Origin of the sequence: Paenibacillus andongensis, from assembly GCF_025369935.1 — a bacterium.
Taxonomy (GTDB): domain Bacteria; phylum Bacillota; class Bacilli; order Paenibacillales; family NBRC-103111; genus Paenibacillus_E; species Paenibacillus_E andongensis.
In genome coordinates this window covers 3,483,817-3,507,139 of the sequence record NZ_CP104467.1, presented here as the reverse complement: position 1 = coordinate 3,507,139, position 23,323 = coordinate 3,483,817, and the positions used below count along the sequence as shown (strand labels likewise).

General features: G+C 42.2%; 24 protein-coding genes and 3 pseudogenes. 9 read left to right on the top strand and 18 right to left on the bottom strand.

The window, feature by feature from the left end; genetic code table 11:
- Positions 1 to 18 precede the first annotated feature (18 nt).
- From NYR53_RS15455 to NYR53_RS15425, 7 genes are all read right to left on the bottom strand, one after another.
- Positions 19 to 435, bottom strand: coding sequence for an NUDIX hydrolase (locus tag NYR53_RS15455; RefSeq protein WP_261305967.1), 417 nt, complete (start codon positions 433 to 435; stop codon positions 19 to 21).
- 434 nt (positions 436 to 869) lie between these two features.
- Entirely contained in the window at positions 870 to 1,667 is a 798-nt protein-coding gene (locus NYR53_RS15450) for a sugar phosphate isomerase/epimerase family protein (RefSeq protein WP_261305966.1), read from the bottom strand.
- Positions 1,664 to 2,566: a sugar phosphate isomerase/epimerase family protein gene (locus NYR53_RS15445; protein ID WP_261305965.1), complete on the bottom strand. Its 903-nt coding sequence runs from the start codon at positions 2,564 to 2,566 to the stop codon at positions 1,664 to 1,666. The genes NYR53_RS15450 and NYR53_RS15445 overlap by 4 nt, the downstream gene beginning before the upstream one ends.
- Positions 2,556 to 3,374 carry an alpha/beta fold hydrolase gene (locus NYR53_RS15440; protein ID WP_261305964.1) on the bottom strand — a complete coding sequence of 273 codons (819 nt, stop codon included), beginning with the start codon at positions 3,372 to 3,374 and terminating at the stop codon, positions 2,556 to 2,558. The genes NYR53_RS15445 and NYR53_RS15440 overlap by 11 nt, the downstream gene beginning before the upstream one ends.
- The gene (locus NYR53_RS15435) at positions 3,361 to 4,245 is read right to left on the bottom strand and encodes a sugar phosphate isomerase/epimerase family protein (protein ID WP_261305963.1); all 885 of its coding nucleotides are present in this window, start codon (positions 4,243 to 4,245) and stop codon (positions 3,361 to 3,363) included. Before NYR53_RS15435 ends, NYR53_RS15440 begins: the two co-directional genes overlap by 14 nt.
- 5 nt (positions 4,246 to 4,250) lie before the next feature.
- On the bottom strand, positions 4,251 to 5,243 hold the full coding sequence (locus NYR53_RS15430; RefSeq protein WP_261305962.1) for a zinc-dependent alcohol dehydrogenase: 993 nt from the start codon (positions 5,241 to 5,243) through the stop codon (positions 4,251 to 4,253).
- A 6-nt stretch (positions 5,244 to 5,249) separates the two neighbouring features.
- A complete protein-coding gene (locus tag NYR53_RS15425; protein WP_261305961.1) occupies positions 5,250 to 6,005 on the bottom strand; it encodes a ThuA domain-containing protein in 756 nt (251 codons plus the stop codon).
- Between the two features lie 203 nt (positions 6,006 to 6,208).
- Here NYR53_RS15425 and NYR53_RS15420 point away from each other — a divergent pair, with 203 nt between their 5' ends.
- Entirely contained in the window at positions 6,209 to 7,024 is an 816-nt protein-coding gene (locus tag NYR53_RS15420) for an AraC family transcriptional regulator (RefSeq protein WP_261305960.1), read from the top strand.
- Positions 7,025 to 7,933: 909 nt separating this feature from the next.
- Here the strand turns inward: NYR53_RS15420 and NYR53_RS34455 are convergent.
- From NYR53_RS34455 to ltrA, 3 genes and pseudogenes are all read right to left on the bottom strand, one after another.
- A pseudogene (locus NYR53_RS34455) lies at positions 7,934 to 8,298 on the bottom strand (DUF6547 family protein).
- A gap of 85 nt (positions 8,299 to 8,383) precedes the next feature.
- Positions 8,384 to 8,737: a hypothetical protein gene (locus NYR53_RS15410; RefSeq protein WP_261305958.1), complete on the bottom strand. Its 354-nt coding sequence runs from the start codon at positions 8,735 to 8,737 to the stop codon at positions 8,384 to 8,386.
- 265 nt (positions 8,738 to 9,002) lie between these two features.
- Positions 9,003 to 10,235, bottom strand: a pseudogene (gene ltrA, locus NYR53_RS15405) (group II intron reverse transcriptase/maturase); the annotation flags it as partial.
- Between the two features lie 273 nt (positions 10,236 to 10,508).
- Here ltrA and NYR53_RS15400 point away from each other — a divergent pair.
- Positions 10,509 to 10,769, top strand: coding sequence for a hypothetical protein (locus tag NYR53_RS15400; RefSeq protein WP_261305957.1), 261 nt, complete (start codon positions 10,509 to 10,511; stop codon positions 10,767 to 10,769).
- Between the two features lie 130 nt (positions 10,770 to 10,899).
- Positions 10,900 to 11,022: pseudogene (locus NYR53_RS15395) on the top strand (NAD(P)H:quinone oxidoreductase, type IV); the annotation flags it as partial.
- Between the two features lie 174 nt (positions 11,023 to 11,196).
- On the opposite strand, the gene NYR53_RS15390 reads toward NYR53_RS15395, so the two are convergent.
- From NYR53_RS15390 to NYR53_RS15375, 5 genes are all read right to left on the bottom strand, one after another.
- Entirely contained in the window at positions 11,197 to 11,607 is a 411-nt protein-coding gene (locus tag NYR53_RS15390) for a hypothetical protein (RefSeq protein ID WP_261305956.1), read from the bottom strand.
- Between the two features lie 151 nt (positions 11,608 to 11,758).
- Positions 11,759 to 12,016, bottom strand: coding sequence for a GerAB/ArcD/ProY family transporter (locus tag NYR53_RS15385; RefSeq protein WP_261305955.1), 258 nt, complete (start codon positions 12,014 to 12,016; stop codon positions 11,759 to 11,761).
- Positions 12,017 to 12,023: 7 nt separating this feature from the next.
- The gene (locus NYR53_RS34450; protein ID WP_367618671.1) at positions 12,024 to 12,212 is read right to left on the bottom strand and encodes a hypothetical protein; all 189 of its coding nucleotides are present in this window, start codon (positions 12,210 to 12,212) and stop codon (positions 12,024 to 12,026) included.
- 189 nt (positions 12,213 to 12,401) lie between these two features.
- Complete coding sequence (locus NYR53_RS15380; protein ID WP_261305954.1) at positions 12,402 to 12,590, bottom strand: hypothetical protein; 189 nt, start codon at positions 12,588 to 12,590, stop codon at positions 12,402 to 12,404.
- A gap of 196 nt (positions 12,591 to 12,786) precedes the next feature.
- Complete coding sequence (locus tag NYR53_RS15375) at positions 12,787 to 12,927, bottom strand: hypothetical protein (RefSeq protein ID WP_261305953.1); 141 nt, start codon at positions 12,925 to 12,927, stop codon at positions 12,787 to 12,789.
- Positions 12,928 to 13,146: 219 nt separating this feature from the next.
- Between NYR53_RS15375 and NYR53_RS15370 the strand changes: the two genes are divergently transcribed.
- Positions 13,147 to 14,349 (top strand): cytochrome P450, encoded by a 1,203-nt coding sequence (locus NYR53_RS15370; protein ID WP_261305952.1) that lies wholly within the window; start codon positions 13,147 to 13,149, stop codon positions 14,347 to 14,349.
- Positions 14,350 to 14,966: 617 nt separating this feature from the next.
- Here the strand turns inward: NYR53_RS15370 and NYR53_RS15365 are convergent.
- Positions 14,967 to 15,545 carry a DJ-1/PfpI family protein gene (locus NYR53_RS15365; protein WP_261305951.1) on the bottom strand — a complete coding sequence of 193 codons (579 nt, stop codon included), beginning with the start codon at positions 15,543 to 15,545 and terminating at the stop codon, positions 14,967 to 14,969.
- Between the two features lie 256 nt (positions 15,546 to 15,801).
- Here NYR53_RS15365 and NYR53_RS15360 point away from each other — a divergent pair, with 256 nt between their 5' ends.
- The 4 genes from NYR53_RS15360 to NYR53_RS15345 are packed head-to-tail and all read left to right on the top strand — an operon-like array spanning position 15,802 to position 19,483.
- The gene (locus tag NYR53_RS15360) at positions 15,802 to 17,151 is read left to right on the top strand and encodes a spore germination protein (RefSeq protein ID WP_367618650.1); all 1,350 of its coding nucleotides are present in this window, start codon (positions 15,802 to 15,804) and stop codon (positions 17,149 to 17,151) included.
- Positions 17,057 to 17,284: a spore germination protein gene (locus NYR53_RS15355; protein ID WP_261305950.1), complete on the top strand. Its 228-nt coding sequence runs from the start codon at positions 17,057 to 17,059 to the stop codon at positions 17,282 to 17,284. Before NYR53_RS15360 ends, NYR53_RS15355 begins: the two co-directional genes overlap by 95 nt.
- 26 nt (positions 17,285 to 17,310) lie before the next feature.
- A complete protein-coding gene (locus NYR53_RS15350) occupies positions 17,311 to 18,342 on the top strand; it encodes a Ger(x)C family spore germination protein (RefSeq protein WP_261305949.1) in 1,032 nt (343 codons plus the stop codon).
- A gap of 28 nt (positions 18,343 to 18,370) precedes the next feature.
- Entirely contained in the window at positions 18,371 to 19,483 is a 1,113-nt protein-coding gene (locus tag NYR53_RS15345; RefSeq protein ID WP_261305948.1) for a GerAB/ArcD/ProY family transporter, read from the top strand.
- A 182-nt stretch (positions 19,484 to 19,665) separates the two neighbouring features.
- Here NYR53_RS15345 and NYR53_RS15340 read toward each other — a convergent pair whose 3' ends face one another.
- Together NYR53_RS15340 and NYR53_RS15335 are read right to left on the bottom strand one after the other, a co-directional pair.
- Positions 19,666 to 20,526 (bottom strand): SDR family oxidoreductase, encoded by an 861-nt coding sequence (locus NYR53_RS15340; RefSeq protein WP_261305947.1) that lies wholly within the window; start codon positions 20,524 to 20,526, stop codon positions 19,666 to 19,668.
- Positions 20,527 to 20,633: 107 nt separating this feature from the next.
- On the bottom strand, positions 20,634 to 22,106 hold the full coding sequence (locus NYR53_RS15335) for a DHA2 family efflux MFS transporter permease subunit (protein ID WP_367618649.1): 1,473 nt from the start codon (positions 22,104 to 22,106) through the stop codon (positions 20,634 to 20,636).
- A 112-nt stretch (positions 22,107 to 22,218) separates the two neighbouring features.
- On the opposite strand from NYR53_RS15335, the gene NYR53_RS15330 reads away from it, so the two are divergent.
- On the top strand, positions 22,219 to 23,106 hold the full coding sequence (locus NYR53_RS15330; protein ID WP_261305946.1) for a TetR/AcrR family transcriptional regulator: 888 nt from the start codon (positions 22,219 to 22,221) through the stop codon (positions 23,104 to 23,106).
- The last annotated feature ends 217 nt before the right edge of the window (positions 23,107 to 23,323 follow it).

Genomic DNA, 23,323 nt, shown 5'->3' with positions numbered 1-23,323 from the left:
ATTTTTGTCTGAAATTTTTCAAAAAGCACGACTTATTACTTGACCATGATACTCCAATGCGTCTAAAGCCCTTATTCGTTGAACCTCGCTTAGTGAAGAAATATCCGCCCATTTATATTCAGAATGTTCGGAACTAAGTTTTATTTCCGCATCCTCTGGTATGGAACAGCGAAATATTCCAACTTGTGCATTAATACTACTATGATAATAAAATCCCGTTAATACAGCATTCTGAACTTCTATCCCAAGCTCTTCACAACATTCTCGAAATAACGCTTGATGAATAGTTTCACAAGCGTCTACACCACCACCTGGTAAACTCCATCCCTTATTTCCATATGTTCGCTTTAACAGAAGTATTTGACCTTCGGAATTTGTTATTATAGCATGAACGCCAAATCCAAACGTAACAAAACCCACTAATATCCTTTCCATTTCAAATCTCAGAGCCATCGTCAATTTCGGTTCAGTGCTTTTTTATAATACCACATATTGTAAGTATCCTGCCCGTTAGCGGAGCGAAGGGTTGCAACACTGAAACTCCTTACGATATCCAACTTTTTTTCTCTCCGCGACAATCGGTACAGATTCTTGTCATGGCACTTCCGCGAGATGTTGTACCGATAAATAAAAAAACCGCGATTTTCGCGGTCTAAAATCGGTAAAGATTTATGACTCTCGACACTTGTCGAACTGTCGTCGGAGGACAAGAACATATATCGTTAAAAGACAAGAAATATAACGTTTGCCCGTTTGCCCACTTTTGCGACCAAAACATTGCCTCGATGGATTTTCTGGCAGTTACATATATTGCCTCAATATATAATTCTACAGTAAAAAAGCCAAGTTAGTCGACTCGGCAATCAGATTCAAAGCTGGCTAAGATACCTGCCGTTCTCTCTCGTCGCTTCATCAGGATGGGTCTCCGCGTATGCAGATTCCTCCTCTACCATGATCCAACCCTGATAACCAGACTGTTTCAGCAGCGAAATCAATTCAGGATGAGGAATAGTTCCCTTCCCCATTGTTCGCCATTCACTTGTTTGCAGATCATAATCCTTGAAATGCACATGCTTGATCTGAGACATCTGCTCCGTAAATATCTTTACAGGGTCCATCCCTCCCCTTGCGATATGACCGGAATCGGGGCAATACCCAACATACCTGTCATCGAGTCCTGCAAATAAGATCCCATAATCCTCCTCTGTTCTGAATACAGAGCCGGATGGGGAATTTGGATGGTAAGCAGCTGTTATTCCAGCTTCATACGCACGTTTGCCTATGGCATTTGCACAGGCTATTGCGGTTTGCTGTCTGGAGGCTATATTCATGTGATCTTTGCCTGGGAGCTGAACCAGAATGAGCTTTGCCTCAGGAAAATGCTGCAAATAGCGAATCAGCTTGTCAGCATTCGCTCGTTCTTCAGCCGTTTCTTCCATTTCTAGCCAAGGCTCAGCCAAGGTTAATGCGGCCAAGCGAAGATCGCGTTCCGCTAGGTCTCCCGAAAGAAGCTTTGGATTCTCATAGTACGCCCCTAACATGAAGACCTCAGCCTCCACGCCGCGAAATCCCGATTGCTGGATAACATCCAAAATGGCGGTAAGTTTATCCTGGTAACAGTTGAGATTCATTTGCCAGGTGTAGGTCTGGCAGCCATAAGTGATCATGATCGAACTGCCTCTTTTATGGCATTGCGAATGAAACGGACAGCCTGTTTCCCCCATGCCTCAACCTCAGCATTGAAGCAGAAATCAACACACCACCAGTCCAAAGGCCGGATAATACTCTCCGTTTCTCTCAGAAAGCTCGGAAAGTCGATCTTGCCGGCACCGAACTCTGCGTGCGTACTTGTTTCTTCATCATGCAACGTGCCATCTGAATCAATCAGGTGGAAATGTCCAATATGCCCTTCTAGCTGCTTAGCGTATGCCACAATTCCACCATGTAGCCGTTCTTGCACACCTGCTTGTCTAGCGCCTACAACACCGCTCATATACGCATGACTTGTATCGAAAAGCACCTGGAACGCAGGATGATTAACTTCCTTGACTGCACGCACGACCTCACTAGGCTTATTCAGCCAAAAGCCTGGCTCGAATTCCCAAACAATTCGCAAGCCAGCTTCTGCTGCTAACTCTGCGGACGCATGCCAAGTATCCATTAATCGATCAAAACGATTGGCATACGTCTGTTCATTTACTGGAGCTGGAGACGTAACGGTATCCACACGTAAAATATCAGTACCCAAATCGACGGTAAAGTCAATGTAACGCTTTAATAACTCCACATAGGCTTCTTTATCCGCGACTGCAGGAGGAGCCTTGCGAAAATCAGGGGCATACGCAGATACAGCAAGTCCATGGGAGCGAATTTCATTTAGCAGCTCCTTACGTTTGGCAATCGTATCGTATACATCAGGAACTGGATGCGGAAGAAAGCCATTCACTTCAACACCGTCATATCCCGATTCCTTGGCATAAGCTAAAATACGGGAAAAAGACCACGGTTGCTGCTCATAGGGACCAAAGGCGAATGCCCATGAGCCAATGGATAATTTAGGATTCATTCAAAGCTCTCTCCTGTCTTAACATAAATGATAACGTCAACTGATTAAACCTCTCTAGCTGATCCCAGTGATGCGTATGTCCGCTGCCTTCAAAGACAACAAACTCCACTTGAGAAATTTCATCTGCAATTGACTGCGACAAATGAGGTGGCGTAAAGACATCCCGTTCCCCCACAGTGACGAGCGTTGGCGCAAAGATGCTTCCTAGAAGTCCTACCGTATCATGCGTCATGCAGGCATCGCATTGGGCTTGAAAGGCATGGATCGGCATCGGATGCTCATACTCACTGGCCACTTGCTGTTTCGCCAACAGGTCATCCAAATGTGCTTCATGGTAAGCAGGAGTAAAAATGATCAGCTGCAGCAGCTTCTGAAAGTCGCTCACATTCATAATTTCATAAGCAATCCGCAGTGTTTCAAAAGTCCTACGCGTATATATATCAACCATTTGCCATGGACAATTTAAGGTTAACGAGAGAATTCGTTCCGGACAGAGCAGCGCAACCTGCTGTGCAATTGCACTTCCCATGGAAATGCCGGATACATGGGCTCGTTCAATGCCAAGTTCATCGAGCACCGTAAGTGTATCTTTCGCCATCTTCCGAGTTGTATAAGGACCACTAGGCTTGCCGGACTGTCCCGCACCTCGGTTATCGACAAGAATACATCGGAAGTGCGCCTCATAAGCTTGCACGTGCTGTTCCCAAACCGAGCTGTCAGCCCCCAGTCCCATCAGGAGTACTAAGGGAGTACCCTTTCCTCGTTCCGTGTAATAAATCGGGCAACCCTCATGATCAATGGTTGGCATGCTTAGCTGACCTCCGTTCCACAGCTCGTCGTAACTGTTCTTGAATATAAACGATTCCCTGACTAGCAGCAGAATCGGTACTCTCCGCATAAGCTCGCCAGAGGTGCAGTCGAGGAATCAGATCTGGCACTGCCTGACTGAAGGCCTCAATGGACACCCATTTGTCATAGTCAAGATCTACCAGTAAATCAAAGATGTCCTGAGGTATGGCATGGCCAGTCCCAGGCACTCCACGATGATTCTCAGAGATATGTACATGATAAATATACGATGCTGCCTCGCGCCAAGCATCGACTACGTTTCCTTCCTCGATGTTGCTATGATGTGTGTCAGCAAGCAATCCTACGTTCGGAAGGTCCACTTCCTTCACAAAGCGCAAGCCTGCTTCCATCGTATTCACCATATACATCTCAAAACGGTTCAATGGCTCTAAAGCCATTCGTATGCCGAGTGATTGTGCGTATTCGCCAACCTCACGCAAAGTCTCCACAGCATATTGCCACTCATCGGGTTGTGGACCTTTACCGCTGAAGCGGCCCAAACCTTGGAAAAGGGGGCCGCATAGCAGCTCTGCACCGAGGATATGCGTATGATCCAGTGCCTTTTTAAGAACCTCAACTGCGTTCTTGCGTAAGATTAGATTTCGACTTGCAGGATCGGCAATATTCGCGTCAAGGGCCGCAATCGTTGTTCTGCCTAGGTTAAGTTCGTCAAGAAGTTCACGGAATGTTACCGCGTCAGACCTCTCCATGGAATCAGCAGCTAGCTCTACGCCGTCAAAGCCCCAAGCTTTAATTTGTCTTAGTAGTGGAGCATGGATATCCGGCTTGGCTTGATCCGTCCATAATAGCAGATTCATTCCAACTTTCATCGCACTCACTCCCATGGTTTCAGAATGATTTTACCGCTACGGCCTGATGCAGAAACTTCGAATGCTTCTTGAATATTGCTCAGCGGGAATGTATGTGTAATTAAATCCTCTGTTGATGGGGAGTTCTTAATGATCTCCATTATTTTGTTAAATTCATTCAGGTTATAATGCCAGGAGCCGATTAATTGAATGCCTTTGCGCAGCATATCATCGCTAATTCGAATTGGCGTTTCTGCATTGCACTCTCCTACAAAGGTTACTTTTCCCTTACGCTTCACGGCATCAATTAATAAACGATGTGCCGATACAACACCGGAGCAGTCGAGTCCATAATCAGGTCCGATCGCCCTCGTTATTCCTTTAATCTTGGCAACAGCATCCTCATCTCTGGGATCAATGATATGGTCCACGCCTAGCTTTCGAGCTAATTCAATGCGAAATTCGTTCATTTCAACCGCAATGACTTGAGCTCCTCGATATTTGGCGGTCACGATCGCACCTAATCCCACAGGACCCAACCCTGTTATCAGGACAGTCGAGAAGGCATCGACACCCATCACTCCAAAGGCCCCATGTGATGGCCCAAGCGCACAGCAAGCAAGCGATGCCTTATCGTACGTAACTCCGTGTGGAATTTTCGGGAGAATCCAAGACGGCTTTGCAATATATTGAGCCATAGTCGCACCTGAATATGGCAGGTTATGCTCACAATAGATATAATCTCCCGATAGACAAAGTTGGCACTCTCCACACGGATATTGCGGCATCACAACTACCCGATCTCCCACTCTAAGGTGGCTGCCAGAAGCTACTTTGACTACCTCGCCTGCTGCTTCATGCCCCAAACATTCGGACGTGTGTCCATGCAGAAAACCTTTATATTCCGCACACATCGGTGCGGCATGAATCTTGACTAAAGCCCAACCCTCGCGCAGTTCCGGTTCAGGTAAATCCCTAATACCAGTAAGCTTTTCTCCAATAATTGCTGCCTGTTTCATTGCCACTCACTCCTCTAATTCTGTTTGTAGAGCCCAAATTATGCTATTCTTCACAAGCGTCCGAAATGCCCCATGTTCAAAATCCTCCTGATGCCCAATCGTCGTCATGAATACCTTGCCTCCCCAAGGGTTCGTTCTGGTCCATGCCACAGGATGAATCCTAGGTGCATGCATTCTCTTATCTTCATCGAGTTCAGGTTCTACTGTTTGACCGTTTAACAAAATGTGGGCACCTTCTGGCGGATATGGCAGCGTGTGATATAGCCAGCTCCTTACATGGAAAAATGGGGGTACACCCTGCACGATCGGATGCGTTTCCGCACCCCAAGCTAGGGAGACATCCGTTGATGAGGAATGTCCGAAGTGATGGATCCAGGGCGCCCCTAGAACGTCTATGCCGAATCTATCATTTAAATCCTGCCGAGCATGACCCTCTGGATACCGAAAAGCATGCGTACTTGTCCGAAAAGCAATGACTGGCTTTCCGGATTCCACATAATTTAACACATGATTCAATTGCTCTTCAGGCAGTTCTCGAAAACGTAAATACAAGATAGCTAAATCCGCTTCTTTGAGAATTTCCAATTGTGGAATATGGGAAGGAAACGTTGGATCGGGAATAGAGGTCAACAGCGTAACACGAGCGCCATATAACTCCTGGACCTCTTTAGCTAGTGACGCTAAGGTAATCTCCGAATGATATTCATCTTCACCGGCTATAAAAACGATATGCTTCCTGGCTAACAAATTGCTGTTACTCATTTTAATTACCCTCCAATATTTTACACGAATCAGTTAGGAACACCTTCATTATATCGCTTACATTCTTTATTGAAATGGACTTCTCATTTGATGATTTGCACTTTCCTTTTGCCATTTAATGAAAGCAAGGTTGCAATCACTGACATCAAGCTTGTACAATTTAGCTAACCCTTACATTGGGAATTGACCAGAGGAGGTATTGAATGAATGCACCCATTGACATCATTTTATTTGGAATGGATACACCGCATGATCCCGATTTTGTCATTGACCGCCCCTCCGGGTTTGAATCCTATGTGCTCATGTGTTTCTCCACGCCTTTCTTTACACAAACCCTACATAGCATTGAACTCGGTAAACCGGGAGATTGTATTCTCCACGATCCTAATTTTCCTGAATATCATGGGACACCAGAGGGGATGGTGGAAGGGTTTCGAAATGATTGGATTCATTTCACAGGTAATACGATTACTGAGATAGCCCAACGATATCAAGTCCCCTTTAATGAAATTATTCACACAGGAGAGCCAAACCTTCTAGGGCCTTATATGCGTGCAATCGCATTGGAATTATCCGTACGCAAACCATTTTGGGAGCAAAAGATTAACCTGTTGATGGAAGACATCTTATTAATACTGGGCAGACATAAGCAGCTACAGGATGAATTTGATAAACTCACACCCACAGAGCAAGATTTCAAGGACAAGTTCGTGACAGCCCGCATGTTTATTCACCAGCATTACGAGCAGGATTGGACGGTTAAACAAATGTCTGAGTTAGTCAACTTAAGCCCAGAACGATTTTGGGTTCTCTATCAGAAATATTTTCGTAATAGCCCAAAAGATGACCTTATTTCGAAGCGGTTAGAGGAAACCAAAATTCACCTTATCAACAGCCATCAAAGCATCGAGCAAATTGCACTGCAATGCGGATTCCATAGTTTATATTACTTTTCGAGAATCTTTAAAAAACGTGTGGGCTGCTCCCCCAGTGACTATCGTAGGAATATGGGAAATTGAAAAAGGAATTCAAGATTAACTTGAATTCCTAGATATATAGATTCTTTGGCATTTAATGTAAAAAAGTTATTTTTTCTATTATTTCAACTCCTTAGGTGTTGGTATATGTTTTAATCTTTAACATTATGGTCTATTGTGAATTTATCTATAAGATATAAAGAAAAAGGCAATTGATCCACTAATGTGATCAATTGCCTTTTCATTTGCTAAACTTGCTAAACAAACGATTTCCTGATAGTTGATTTAAACTCTTCTCCTTTAAGGTTCCTGACTTTCATACTTTCCTTCAACATAACAAAGGCAACCGATCTTATATTTAACCGGTTGCCTTTTTCTTTGTTGAACTATTGTTCCTCGTTAGCGTAATAGGGCCGCCAATTTATCGGCACCCCCTACGTTATTAAACTTAGTTTACAATTATGACCCATAGTTCCCGAAACTCATTCTTATCTTTTTTTATTAATTCTTTCCAGCGACCTATAATACTCATCTGAATCATTTTGTTTAGATCCTTCGATAAAGTTAAGTATCCTTAATAAAGCTATACCTGCAAATATTAATATAAATGGAAGCATGTAAAGTGAAAAACCAAAAACGATTGTATAAACAATGATTAAAACCAATATCAAACATATTAGCCAAAACCACTTTTTCATAGGATTACCCCGATCTTGTAATGTTGATTACAATGGTTTCATTAAGTTTTATTGCTATCCTATAATACCATATTTAGGAATAAGTCCGTGTAAAATTTATCAAGAATTCACATTTATCTTTACATCACATAACTGCCCGTCCCTCGGAATAGGCTGCAGAACGTTTCACCCGCAGCCTGGAGACTATATTATTATGGAGCTATAGTTTTGCGTTAGCTCAATGGCTTCTCAAAGGCTTGGCTTTGTACTATTTTCACTTACTTGAATCCGGCCATTCATCGCCTTCTCTTCTGCAAACCCAATCAAAATACATTTCGGAGCCAAATGGTTCTGTTGCCATCTTAACCCCATTCTTTGCAATTTCAAAGCCTTCAAGGTTAATCTGATCGGTTAAATAAACAAGAACATCATGGATCCCACCATCGCGAGCAGATTGAGCAATTAGTGCAAATACTCTTTTTGCTCTGTATTTAGCTCGCCTAAGACTTTGTTGACCTTTTCATTCTCAACCGTTTTAGGCCAACCATCTCCCATTATCCAGCGAGGGAGCACACCTGGGCGTAGCTTGACTAAATCATCAATGAATGTTTTATAAAGTTCTAGTGCTTCCCTGTCCATTCGCTTATCCCCCAAGTTTATGTAGTATCGGGTCTTTGAACTTCTTTACCACTTATATTCAGCTATCGTTCTGCGTTAGGTTAATCTAGTAACGTGCAATCACTTTCCTTAATGAACATTTTAACTGTTCCCCGATGGCTAAAACATCATGTTCAGAAATATCTATCGACGGGTTCAATATTTCTATTGAAAATCGAGCAAAGCCAGCCTCCCAGTTATAATTTAGTTCATTTAGTGTTGTCTTCTGATTACAACATGGGGTTATTGATGTGAGTTCGTGAAAAGAACTTTCTGAAGCTTTCTCCATTTTGTCTTGCCACCATTTGATCTCAATGGCACTAGAACAAAAAGGACATTTAATATCCTCAAAATTTTCTTCCTGATCTATGAAACGCACTTCATCGGTAATAACAATTTGTGCATTATACTGTTGTACCATTCATCGATCATTTCAATGCTTTTCGCAGTTGGAACATATTCTGGAATAGTTGGAATTAAGTTAATAACGGTGGCAGACATCTTATCTCCACACCTTTCTGTCCTGTATCCTGATTTGAAATATAGGCTATATTCAAGACAATCACCACATAATCCTGCCCGTTAATTGAATCGAGTAGGAGGGGGCGGCTAGCCCCCGACCTCTCACACCACCGTACGTACCGTTCGGTATACGGCGGTTCATGACATATTCCGTAAGTAGTTGTTCTGTCCAACAGACTCTTGAATCCATTGGATTTCCAGTATTGGTTGTCCAATGTTATCCCTAAGATCGGACTTCCTGCAATTCGCCAATACCCTTTTCGGGTATTTCCCCATTCAAAGGCTTTATTCTTAGGAACCCCCAAGGATAGAAGCCTTTTTACTTTGGTTTTCGGTAACTTCCTTTGCTTCCAAAGGCACATACGCAGCCTTCTTCGAATCCACTTGTCCATATCTCTAAAGATACTTGGCGTATCTGCGAGCGAGAAATAGCCGCACCATCCTGTTAGAAATTGATTCAGCTCTTTTATTCGCTCCTCCATCTTCATTGGCTTCCTCCGAGAAGTAATCTCTCGGATTTTAACTTGAGCTTTCTGTAGAGATTGCTTGGCAATTCTTACTTTCGGCTGCTCGTTTTCGCTAAAACTAAACCCTAGAAACTTTCGTTTCCAAGGGCGATCTACCGCACTTTTCGCTTGGTTTACCTTAAGTTTGAGTTTGCTCTCAATGAAATGGGTCACAGATGCCTTGACTCGTTCACCTGCTCTTTGTGTTTTTACTTAGATATTGCAGTCGTCCGCATAGCGGACGAAACGGTGTCCACGTTTCTCCAATTCTTGGTCTAGTTCATCCAGTACAATGTTGGATAACAGCGGACTTAATGGACCACCTTGTGGCGTTCCTTCCGCTGCCCACTTGACCAGACCACCTTCCATGACGCCTGCCTGCAAATATTTGCGTATAAGAAGGAGGAATTTCTTGTCCTTCACTCTAGTCGCAACTTTCATCATGAGCCGGTCGTGATGGACACGGTCGAAGAATTTCTCCAAATCAAGATCGACGAAGAATCGATATCCTTCTGTCATGTACGCTCTAGCCTTCCTCACCGCGTCATGTCCTCGCCGCTTGGGACGAAAGCCATAGCTATGTTCGGAAAACTGTGGATCGAACAATGGTGTTAGTACCTGAGCGATTGCTTGTTGAATCAGTCGGTCTGTCACGGTAGGGATACCTAACATCCGTATCCCGCCATTCGGTTTCGGGATTTCGACCCGACGAACAGGACTCGGATGGTAGACTCCTTCTTCTATTTCTTGCCGTATCGTCTGCCAGTTTTGTTTGATGTGTTCTCGTAAGGATTTTACAGACATTCCATCTACGCCATGGCTTCCCTTATTGGCCTCGACACGCTTTAATGCTTGTAGAAGATTTTCCCGTGACAGCAATTGCTCCAACAATTTTTTTTACCTCTCCTTACGTGATTTGTACCTTCCTCTTGTGCCAGAGATGAATTCTGCCCTTTTGAAGTCCCCCACGGATTCACCGTTTCCTCCTTCGGATAAGTCCTTTCGGATTTTCTGCTTTCACTACTCACTCTGAACGCCTTGATGTACAAATACCTATTTCATGTTCAGCCCTTCCGCAGGGTGTTGCAACACCTCACGTACTATGGCTTCTGCTGACTTCTGTACGTTCAGCCTGTATTCCTATACAGGTTTACAAAGTTCGATTTGCGTTCCGTACAGATCTCCCCAGGTAAGAACGCTATCTTCCTCTCCATCTATCTGCTCCATTTACTCTCGTACGCCTTCGGCAGTAAGGGCTTTGACTTGTTACGCAGTCTCTCCCAACGTACGCTAGCCTTATATGGAATTCGTGTTCCTCAGACCGGAGATTTGCCGCCGACTTCCTTCAGATTCGACCTCGCGGTCGACACCCTTGTCTTAAGCTATGGCTACTACTGCCTTCGCCATTCGGGACTTGAACCCTAGAGATAGCGCCCATGCTGGGCGCACGTAAAAAGCCGGCCCACGGCCGGCTTTTATTAAGCTATCTTTTCCTCGTTAGTCCCGCAATCCGTCGTTGATGGTAATCCATCTTGGAAAGCTCATCTTGAGGCAACCAAACGAAACGAGCCTAACCGTAGATCAAAATGGAGCAATGAAAGAAGACGTTCGCGCTGCAGCTGAACATCAAGCTAAACGCACCGTAACGATAGCTAAATCGGTAAAAGAAGGTTTATAACTATGATATAAGGCATCATATACTTGAGATCTTATAGTTGGATTTAGAATAAAGATCTCGGTGAAACCGGCTACCTGACGACTCCGATCTGTCAGTAATACATAAGAAGCCCCCTATCGACCATGCGGCCGACAGGGGGTTAGGTAACGATCTGAAACGCCAGTCGTGGTCACACTACGGCGTCGTTGGGTAGTCCCAAACATCGGGCGGCAGCTTATCCTTGAGCGATTCATACATGGAGTCGCGGAACAGTTTCACCGCCGGATACGGCCGGAGGGCAATAGTGCGCTCCTCTATCAGCCCCTGCTCGTTGTCCACGATGATCTCCAAGCTCTCGATCTTGTGGCCATCCATGGTCCCCACCCAGCGCAAGAAGGTGGTGCGCTCATCGAGCTTAAACTCGGCTGTGTAGGTACCGGAACCACGCGTAGAGCTCGACTGAGCGAAAATCGCCGCGATGACGTCACGCCCCTCGATCGGCAGTACCAGGATTGGGCTGTTGAATACGACGTTTTCGGCAAGCAACTCTCTCACCTGGGCAGGTGTAGCATTACCGGATTCCCGTAGTTTGCGTAAAGGATGCATTGTGATTTCTCCTATGCTATGTTATTTGCTGCTGAAATCGAGCAAAGGCTTACCCTCGCGACCCATCTTTTGGAACCAGCCCTCAACCGCAACGCTGTATAGGGTAGCCTCGGGGCAGATAGCGTCATTTCAAAGGCGGATGAGCGCCACCTTAAGTATCTGTAGGATTATAGCCTATTATACCGTTCCCGACACTGGGTAAGGGCTCGCTGGCTGACCTCACGATGATCGTGAAAAGCTTCTGCGTGCACAGCGTGACTAGAGCCACGATGCGAAAAACCGTTTTAGGCGTTCTCGGCATTAGCGTGACGTGCATGAAGTCGCTTATATTACGGGTAACCCATGAAGTTATTTGGAGAAATAATACGATATAACAAATCGAAACGAATCCGCCAACATACTTCCCCAAGACTTTATTAGATTAGCGAGAGATCCGGATGCTGGCTCGATAGGTAAATCCATATTGCCCCGATCGCTATCCCGAATCTGGTACTCCATAATTGAGCCACCCACCCATACTGTTTCGAATCAATGATCGTTGCAGTCGGTAGTAAGAGAAAGGTTGTTCCAACCACGTAGCAAGTCGTAATAAAAAACATTTGAATCGCACTTATCGATGTTTGTCCAATGGAAATCCCCTACTCATATGGTGTAATCATGTTACCCTTGGTCGTTACTTTCGATTGAACTTCAAAGTCCACAGTAAAATCTTCCCACTTGGTATAGCCTTGTTTTGTATCACCAATACCAAGCAAATCCCAATGATGATCCCAGGCGAAACGTACAAACTTATTTCACTTTTCTTTATAATAATCATTGAAATATTTTTTCATTTCGTCAATATTCTTTAATGTTAATAATCGATTCTGTGCATTGTACGTGATTCCCAACTCCGTATGGATGCGAATATGGTTAACACTCTCTTCATGTAAGGAGAAAGCTTCATGGCTGCGATGTGAAAACCCGTTTAAGTCATAAAACATTTTTTTATGTCTTTATCTACCTTTCCGACCATTTTCGCATGAAGAAATTAGATATAATACGTTTAACCATGCATTTCTTGAGAAGACCAAACTTTCTCTTGAGCACATGATCACTTCCGCTTCCAGCGACTTCATGTCCTGGAGTCCTTGGATATGATATTCCAGGGATTATCCCATTCTTTTTGGAACGGAGCTCTTAGCCATCTTTCAATGTAAAGAATGATCCCTTTTTCCCAAGCTTGGTCCGCCACATCCTTATATGTAACCATTGGGACATCGTAGGCACGGCTGTTGCGAACAGGAATACAACGGCAAATCCTATAATTTTCTTGTACACATGTTTCTCTTCTTCTCTGTAACGTCAACTCTATTAAACGTACAGAATTTACTCTCGGGTAATCATTCCTTCTTCCAAACCTTTTCGCAACGCATTTACTCGTTTTGATTTCATGAAATCTAAGATTCATGCCTATGAAAAACTCCAGGAATTAATTGTTAACTACTGGGTAAATTAACCTTTAGATTGAATTTGGAGAGGAGCATACTAAGAATATACATGAACAAATCGGAACGGTACGCCAATATTATACCAATGGTTGAATTGAACACGAAGGAAAAACGACTTCAACCTTTTTCGGTGTTTAACCAACTTCGCCAAACGACGCCTGTTCGTTATGATGAAAGTAGAAGTTGTTGGGATGTATTTCGCTATGAAGACATCTATCGTATTCTCAAAGATTCCGCCACCTTCTCTTCCAGACGAGGATTGGCTGTAAAAGACAGAGAGACCATTCTTACGATGGATCCTCCTCGTCATGCACAACTGCGGGGTTTGGTAAGCAAGGCGTTTACACCCAAGGTAATCTCGGATTTGGCATCACGAATCTCCTCAATCACCGAAGAATTGCTGGATGCTGTGGAAATCGAAGGAACTATAGACATAGTTTCCGCTCTGGCCGTTCCTCTGCCGGTGATTATTATAGCGGAGCTGCTTGGGGTCCCCCCAGAGGATCGCAACTTATTCAAGGAATGGTCGGACATTCTTGTGAAGGGACCTGACCAAAATACTGACGAGGCGTTCAATCAAGTCATCGCGGAGAAAGAGAAGGCCACTGACGAGCTGAATGATTATTTCGCCCAGATTATCGAGCAGCGTCGTATGGAGCCTAAAGAGGATCTGATTTCACTTCTGCTGAAAGCCGAAGTAGAAGGAGAGAAGCTCAGCGACAAAGAGATTCTTGGCTTTTCAATCCTACTCCTCGCTGCTGGTAATGAAACGACGACCAATTTGATTACAAACGCTGTCCGCCGCGTGACGGAAGACCGAACGCTCCAACAGCAACTTCGCGGTAACCCAGAGCTTATTCCTGGTTTTATTGAAGAAGTCCTGCGTTTCTATCCCCCCATTCTGGCCATAGGACGAGTAGCGACGAAGGACGTGGAGATCGGAGACATCATGATAAAAAAAGGGCAACAAGTCGTCTCTTGGGTGGCATCTGCTAATCGCGATGAGGCTAAATTTGCAGATCCGGATACGTTTATTGTGGACCGCAAACCAAATGCTCACCTTTCGTTTGGATTCGGCATACATTTCTGCCTAGGAGCACCTTTAGCACGGCTTGAAGGGCAAATCGTGATTGAGATGCTCTTGAAACGGCTCGGGGATATTCAATTTGTCACAGATTCGGAGATGACGTATATTCAAAGTCCTTTTGTTTATGGAGTTAAACAGTTTACAGTTAGCTTCGCTAGTTTCTAATTCGATAAAACGAAAGCTAGATCAAGAAGGCGGGGTTCAGTGAGAATAAAGTTTAGACTGAACACCCTGTGAATCATTAGAAATTTCTTAAAGACTTTGACGACAGCTCCTATGAATTAAGTTGTGGAATCTGTATTAGAATAAAAAGGCAGCTACTGTTTAGAATTTGAAGAAATAGTCTCAGACTTTCAGCCTAATGGTTTCTCTCGCGTATACTCACTCCATTCTTTAAGCCAAGTTTAGACCTGCTTTGGACCAAGGCCTTTGATCGATCGAAGTCGATTGGCCAGGAGAAGTCTTTTAAATGAGTTTAAATAAAAGATTCGACAGACTCGGTTAAGCATAGCTAATCATAATGTTCCTGAATTCCAGCATTTTTGATTAATAGATTTATTTTATACAAATAATGCAAAAAAAGGCCACCCAACATCCGGTAACCTGATTATGATAAATTTAAAACTTTATAATTTCTATATGCTTAATCCTAATTTTCTATAATGTCTCTCTAATTCTCCCTTCAGCTTTTTCCAATTCTTCGAAGGCCTTCTTGGGAGTTAGTCCTTTCAATTTCATGATGATGGTAACCTTTGCACCACCTCCGATTGTTCCACCAGTGGTTACAATACTATCTCAAGCCCCTGGCCGACAAGCTGAACCGTCTTCAGAACACGCTGGGTCATTTCATTACCCAGCAAAGAATCAATCACCCAAGCCGACAAATCTTGTCCGGCCAAACACCCGGCAGCCGTGCTGATGTTACCGTTATTTACAAAGCTCTCGTTAACGATCTCTACGCCAAACACGGCTAACTGTCCGGCCACAGTCGGATAAGTGGTAGCTCGCTTCCCTGCCAAATAACCCAATGCTCCCAAGAGCAAAGCACCCGAACACATGGATCCGATCAATTGCCGATCCGGAGAAAGTTGAAATCGGCTTAGATAAGCCGGGTCCTTGAACAAGGGCTGCACTCCTCTTCCGCTCGCGAATAGGACGGCATCCAATGTATTCGCCTCCTCAACCATCCCATGCATGGGGATTCTTAATCCGGCCGAAGAAATATGTGATGATGCGGTCCCCAGCAGCTTTACTTCCCAATCGGCGATACCACCGACCAATCGCACTCTATTCAACAAATCCCAAGGCATGAACACATCAAGATCCGTAAAATCATCAAAGCAAATGATGGCTATTTTCATTTGTAAACAGCCCCTCTCACCTTTTTTTGGGAAACGATACCTAATCCCTAGTATAGCGCATCCTTAAGAGTTTACAATTCCTAATTTTTTTCTTTTTTTTAAGAAAATTTCTATATAAATATCAGATGCTTCAAAACAATAATAAAAACGGAGGATTTTAAATGCTTAGATTTTCCACTTTAGCATTATTCAGACATTTAGCGGGTATAGCAATTTATATCTAGGCTCATAATAAAGTGTATATTTTAACTGTGGGGTGTTCCCAATTCCAGAAAATATATATACGGTTTTGAAAGATACGATCAAATCGAATGATTTAGTACAAACAGTGCATGCTTTTCATAATAAACGAATTCACTTTACATATTGCAAAGCCATTGTTGACCAAAATCTTATTCACAACGAAATATTGCACCGAATTCAAATTTCGAGAACTGAAATTGATAATCTTCTTTCGTTACAAAATTTGATTCCGATAGAGAATATCAAGTTATCTTCAGATATGGACGAGATCTCACAAGGTTTGCTTAAAGGGTTTATTTATGTTCAGTTGGAACCTGATTTACATGAAGGGCTACTAATCAATATTGCGGATTTAAAACGCGGGTATCGGAGTAATAATGAAGCGGATAACGAATACAGCGTCATTGGTCCGAAAGTTGGCTTTGTGGAAGATCTCGATACCAACTTAAATTTACTTCGAAAAGAGATTATTTCTGACAGTTTACGATTTGAGGAGCACATCGTAGGTTCAGTTTCACAAACAAGAGTAACGATTGTCTATATGGACGGAATTTGCAACCCCCAGCACATAAACACGGTAAGACAAAGAATAGTAGATGCCGATGACGACGTGTTATTTGATAGTTCTATTCTTGACCAAATCATAACGGATAACGCAAACTCACCTTTCCCTTTATTTATGTCCTCGGAACGCGTAGACAGGGCGAAATTTAATCTTATTAACGGCCAAGTGGTCATATTAAGCAGTGGGTCACCTTATTTCATTTCCGGACCTACCACTGTGTTTGATTTTTTTGCCTCACCCGAAGATTACTACCTGCCATGGATTTTGTCTTCTTTCTTTCGATGTATTAGGTACTTGGGAGTTGCCTTCTCTATTCTTGCGTCTCCCTCCTATGTTGCAGTGTTAACCTTTCATTATTCGGTCATACCACAATCTCTTCTAGGACCGATTATAGAATCTAGAGCAAACGTTCCATTTGCGCCGTTTCTTGAAGTATTGCTCTTAGAATTCACCGTGGAACTATTACGTGAAGCTGGCGCCAGATTGCCGAACAAAGTCGGACAAACGTTGGGGATTGTAGGCGGTATCGTACTCGGAGAAGCAGCCGTACAAGCCTCTCTTACGAGTAATATATTAATTATCATTGTTTCTTTTTCTGCTCTTTCCTCGTTTGCTACACCTATTTTCAAAATGGCGAATACCATCCGCTTTCTAAGGTTTCCATTGATAGTCTTAGCGGCAGCATGGGGGGGGGCTAGGCATAATGATTGGAATTGTGCTTATTTTAGGCCATTTATTGAGATTGAAATCGTTGGGTACTCCCTATTTTGTTCCCTTGTTCCCATTTCGTTTCCATGAATTCACAGATAGTATTATTCGCTCCTCCCTCACACTTACTTTTAATCGACCTCGTTATTTACGACCACTCTCGTTGAAAAGATATAAGGTAAGCAAACCGAAGGATATTAGTCACGATTACAATAACGAATAAATTACTAAGTAAGGGAACTAGAGTCAATGAAAAGATATTTCTCCCTCCTTTTCTTTTGCTTCCTTTTATCGGGATGCGCAAAAGAACAAATTATAGATCGAGTTAAGCTCATAAAAACCATTGGATTAGACTTGCAAGGGGAAACATTTAGAGTGAGTGCCTCCTATTCTGCATTTGAAAAGAAAGCGAAATTGTTTTTGCTTAATGGAGAAGCCAAATCGTTTAATGAGGTACTTACATCTTTCACTTCGCAATCGGATCACCAGATTGCAATCGGTCAATTGCGGACATTTGTAATTAGTGAAAAAACGGCAAGAAGAGGCATTTCAGAGCTTGCCGGCTCCATTGTTCGAGATCCTCTTATTAGTAATCTCTCTACACTTGTTTTAACAACAAATCAGGCTAGTGATATCTTAGCAGAAACTTTAAAATATCCACCCGTCTATTTATCTAATCTGATTAAACAAAATATGGAGAACGGGAATACACCTTCCACAAATGGCCATATATTTCTTGACCAATACTTTGGAGAAGGACAAGATGTTTTTTTGCCCGTTCTGGTTAAAAGCCCCGATGATGTTTTGCAAATAAATGGTGTAGGTGTTTTTCATGGTGATAAATTAAAACTTTTGCTCACAGATAAAAAAGGCTTACTCATTAAGCTCCTTAAAGACGATAAAGTCGATATTCAATCAAGCACATACACCTTCAAAAATGACCAAAACGAGCAAATTTCATATAAAATTATTTACGCGAAACATAAAATGATCGTAGAAAATGAAAAAGCCTTAATTTCACTTCATCTCAATATTTACCTTGGAAAATATCCTGCAACCTTAAATGCTTTTGAAAACAACAACGATATGCTTAATTTGAAGAAAGAAATCGAAAATAACTTAACAGTGGAAATTAAAGCCATGCTGGAAGATTTCCAAAAGAATCATGTAGATCCAATTGGAATAGGCAATCTTCATAGAGCTCGTCAAAGAAATTGGAATGAGCAAAAATTTACTGCTCAAATTTACCCAAAACTAAAATTTGATGTTGTGACAGAGTAAAAATATTATCTTTGGGAGTTGGGCATTAGTGCAGAACGTGGTAAAGGAAAACTACTTGGTCTCCGGTTTCTTTGTATTTTTCCTCATCCATGCTTCTATGGTCGGGGTTGGTATGTTAAGTTTTCAACATTTTATTTTTGAATTTGCAGGCAACGATGCTTGGATCCCGGTTCTGTTAATGGGGATAAGCCTTCATGTCATAATTTGGATGATATTTAAAATGCTTGGTAATCCATCCAAAGATGTAATCGACTTACATCGCATCCTTTTTGGAAAATTCCTAGGGAGTGTCTTTTCCTTTGTTATGATCGGGTACTATTTTATAATAGCTTTAACAGTCTTTCGCAGCTATATCGAAATCATCCAAATTTGGATGTTTCCCAACCTTAGAACATGGTTATTGGCATCCTTGCTCGTCTTTATCATTTATTACGCCGTTTCCGGAGGATTTCGAGTATTAGTCGGCTATTGTTTTTTTGGGGTCATTTTCGGCTCGCTGCTACCATTGTTATTGTACTTCAATATCAAATATGGACATTTTATTAATGTATTGCCTATGTTTAATCATTCTATAAAAGATCTGCTCACGTCTTCAAAATACTCAGGCATTATGTTTATGGGATTCGAAGGCTTACTCATATATTTTCCATTTATAAAAGCCCCCGAGAAAAATGTAAAATGGGCTCATCTCGGTTTATTTTTTTGTACACTCAAGTATTTCATACTAACGTTTGTAACGCTCATATATTTTAGTCAGGGACTATTAAGGCATACCTACTGGCCAACCTTGGTCATGATAAAAGTGATTGAATTTTCGCTTATTGCAAGGGTTGAATTTATTTTCATATGTATCTGGCTAATAATTATTATCCCCGTGCTTTGTCTCTCGATTTGGAGCTGTACAAGAATATTAAAAAGAGTTACGAATCTTAAACCCACATTGTCACTAACACTTATCCTCATTGCAGTCTTCCTGGCTTCTCTTCCATTTAACGATCGCGTTAAGATTGACTGGTTAGGAAGAAATGTTGTTGAGATTGGGTTTTATTTTATTTATGCATATATCCCGTTACTTTTCATCCTTTATTTAATTCGAAGCAAAATCTTACAGAAAAAATCAGCGATGATACAATCCGAATAAGAAAACCAGTCCAACATGAACAATGTTGGACTGGTGTATAAACGAACGCCGGCCGCGCTTTACAATCTAATGGCAACAATTCACGTGTATTAAGAATATCCTTGGCCTTCTCCTCAATCTACCGGAACCGTCCGTGGATATCACATCTTCATCACTCTTATTTAAAAATTTTTCGCCATATATTAACCGATAAATGCATCCTTATTTGCTCGAGCAAAAGTCTCAAAAGAGGTTGCTTTTTGTCCGGTTATTTCTTCTACCGTACTGGAAACTTTTGCAGTGTATCCTAACTTCATCATTTGATAATGTTCTAACAAAGCTTCGACGATTTCAGCAGGCATGCCTGCTTTTTGCATACCAGCGCGAGCAGCTTCAACCGGTGCATCTACGTACTTAATTGATTTTCCGGTTACTGAAGAAAGAATATCCGCAATTTCGGCGCTGGAAAGTGCTTCTGGCCCCGACAAGTAATATGCTTTGTTCTCATGGCCTTCTTCCGTTAAAACCCGATGGGCAACCTGGGCTATATCGCGGGCATCAATGTAAGCCGATTTTCCGTCGCCATGCGGCTCATAGAAGGCTCCCTGAGCACGAATGGTATGAGAGTTGAATTTAACAAAATTTTGCATAAAAGTATTTGACTGCAAGAACGTATAAGCCATGCCGGACTGCTCCATTTCTTTTTCGACTGCCCTATGCCACTTGGCCATTGTATCCATTTCAGCCCCGCCGCCCGATAACTTCACTAGATGCTTCACACCGGCTTTTTTAGCTGCACGAATAATCGAAGAAGAAAGTTCCACCATATTCGGAACAAGAGGTGTTGCAAAATATACTTTTTGGAGGCCGTTCATGGCATTTACCAGTGAGTCGACATCGGTTAGATCAGCTTGAACCAATTCGACTCCCAATGCTTGCAGTTCACTTGTGTTGCTTGTCGAACGAACGGTAACACGCGTTTTTTGGCCGTTCTTCGCCAGAAGTTTCACCAATTCTTTGCCTGTTGTTCCTGTTGCTCCAATCACTAAAATAGCTGCGTTCATACTAAATAAACCCCTCTCATTGGTAAAATTCACTTTAATTATGATCAAAATTTCAAAATTTATTATAATTAATCGCTCATTCCTTATGCTGCCGCCAATTCTTCTCCTTATTTGATGCGAGGCTTACGAAGAATTAAGCTTAAAATCGCACCACCCGTGGCAATGCAGGCTATAATTAAGAACGTGTCACCAAAAGCTAAGGCAGAGATCTTTAAATTTTGGGCGTGTTCACCAGCTTCCACCATACGCTTTCCTATTCGCGAAGATAAGTGTCCCGTTAAAGCAGCTATGGCAAATGAATTCACAACCTGTAAAGAAGCTGAGTTTAATGGTGTTACTCGGCTTACCAGTTCACGCGGAGCAGACTTTAAAATATGCGCATTTAAGGGCATCATTGATAAGGCCATCCCACATCCCACCATAAAAAGTGGAATCATTAAAGTAATTACTCCGGTATTGAGGTTTACCCCCGAAAGCAAGAATAAAGCAATGGACATAAGGCTCAAACCGCTAAACACAAGAGGTCGAGCGCCAATTTTATCTGATATTTTCCCCGCGAATGGCGTAAATAGTAGACCTCCCAAAGAAATGGGGAGGGAGATTGCCGCACTTACGAGGGGTGTTCGACCTAATACTCCTTGCTGGAATAAGGGATTCAAGAGAATAGTCCCGATCATGGAGGCTTGCAAAGCCCAGTTTATAATAATACCGAGAGTAAAATCTGGTGATTTAAATGCACGCAACTCCAGCAATGGTTGCTTATGACGCAGCTCCACGAAAATGAATAGAAGAAGTGCGACACCCCCAACAATCAATCCCGTTAATGCGCCAGTGGAACTCCAGCCCCTTCCCCCCTCACTCATACCATAAGTCAGCATGGAAAAGGCGATCGGGGCAAGAATTATTCCTAGAATATCGAGGGCAGGCGCTTTACCACGCTGCTGATTGGGCAGAAATTTAAGACCTACAATCACGGCAGCGATTCCAATAGGTAAATTGATTAGGAAAATCCAATGCCAAGATGCTATTCCAATTAACCATCCAGATAATAAAGGACCTGTAGCAGGGGCAATTAGCATAGGTAAACCAAGCATCCCCATAACGGCTCCTCTTTTATCGGGGGGGGCCATCCTAAAAGACATTGCCATACCGATGGGAGCTACCATTCCACCACCAAGGCCTTGTATTATGCGGAATATTACGAGCTGTTCAGTAGTTTGGGCTAAGGCACAAAGGACTGAACCAATAGTAAACAAGGTAATCGTAATGAGGAATATTCGTTTGGCTCCAAATTTATCTGTCATCCAGCCAGCTAAAGGGATAATCGTAGCTAGCGCAAGAGTATAACCGGTAATGGTCCATTGAATTGTTTTTAATGAACTGTTAAAATATTTTTGTAAACTTGGGATAGCAACATTCATAATCGTAGTATCTAGAAGAACCATAATCATACCAATCATAACGGCAAGAAGTGGAGCGATAATGGTTTTGAGCGAAAACTCTGGTGAAGATGCTAATTTCTCAGCTGATTGTGCAGACATATGAATGTTCCTCTCTTCTGTGGCTTGATGTTTAAGCATACATCATATACATATGACCAATAGTTTTCCGGAAAAACCGATCGGTCATCATGTGCTTAATTTTATCTAGTTTTTGAAGAATGTCAATTTTTTTTTGAAAAGAGGAAGTAGATTGAGTATAGTCAAACAAAACATCATGGATTCCGCTGAACGTTTTTTTTCGGAAAAAGGCTATCTTGCTACATCGATTCAGGATATCGCAGATGATTGCAAAATCGCAAAAGGGTCGCTATACAAATTTTTCCCTTCTAAAGAGGATTTATTCGTAGAAGTGCATCACTCAAAGCAGAATAGCCTTTTCGAAAAAATGGAAGAGATTAGATCGGACCCGACACTTACCTTAAGAGAGATTTTCATTCGTGAAACCGAATGTCAATTTTATTTTTTTATTGAGAATAATTTTATAGTGAAGAACACTTTTGAAATGCAAGCTAGTGAAGGGAAAATTGCCTCTATTCTGCTTAGTCAACGAGCAAATATTTTTAATATGAATAGAGATGCCTTGACTCGTAGGTTTGGTAAAGAAATAGAACTTAATATATGGGACCTTGTATCGATTTATAATGGGATCGTTAAAGAGTATCTTTTCTTAATTATTTTTGATAACAGGCCGTTAAATATAAAAGATGTTTCTGTATTTATTGTGGATCTCTTGGAGGAGGTCGTTGACGGCGTCCTGAATAAGAAGCCAAAAGCAATTTTACAAAATACGATGATGGATAATTATGTGGAATCAGCTTGTAAGGGTAACTCTGTTTCTGTAGTTGAACAAAGACGTAAGCTGTTCGAACTTCTTTTCTCTACCCTAAAAGAATTGGCTATAACAAATTATCACAGAACAGGACTACATGAAGCGCTCGTTATACTCCAGGAGGAAGTTGAGCGAGATCAGCCTAGATCTGTACTAATCCTTGCCATGCTTCAGTTTTTGAAGAAAGAGAATGAGCTTAAAAGCATCATTGAACAATTGAGAAAACTCTGCTTCAATTTGGGTGAGTAATTATTTCTTAAGTTACTAATCATTTAAAAGAGAATGGCATATTGGCTTTCAAGGCAATATTGTTTCAGTGGACTATAAAATTAAAATTCCAACGATATTTGATTTAACGGCAGGACAGAAGGAACCGATTTACCCCTTCGTTATTTTCAAAAGATATACTCATATTGGAAATAGCTACTCCTTATCCGATATTCTCGAATACATCCCCAATAAAAAA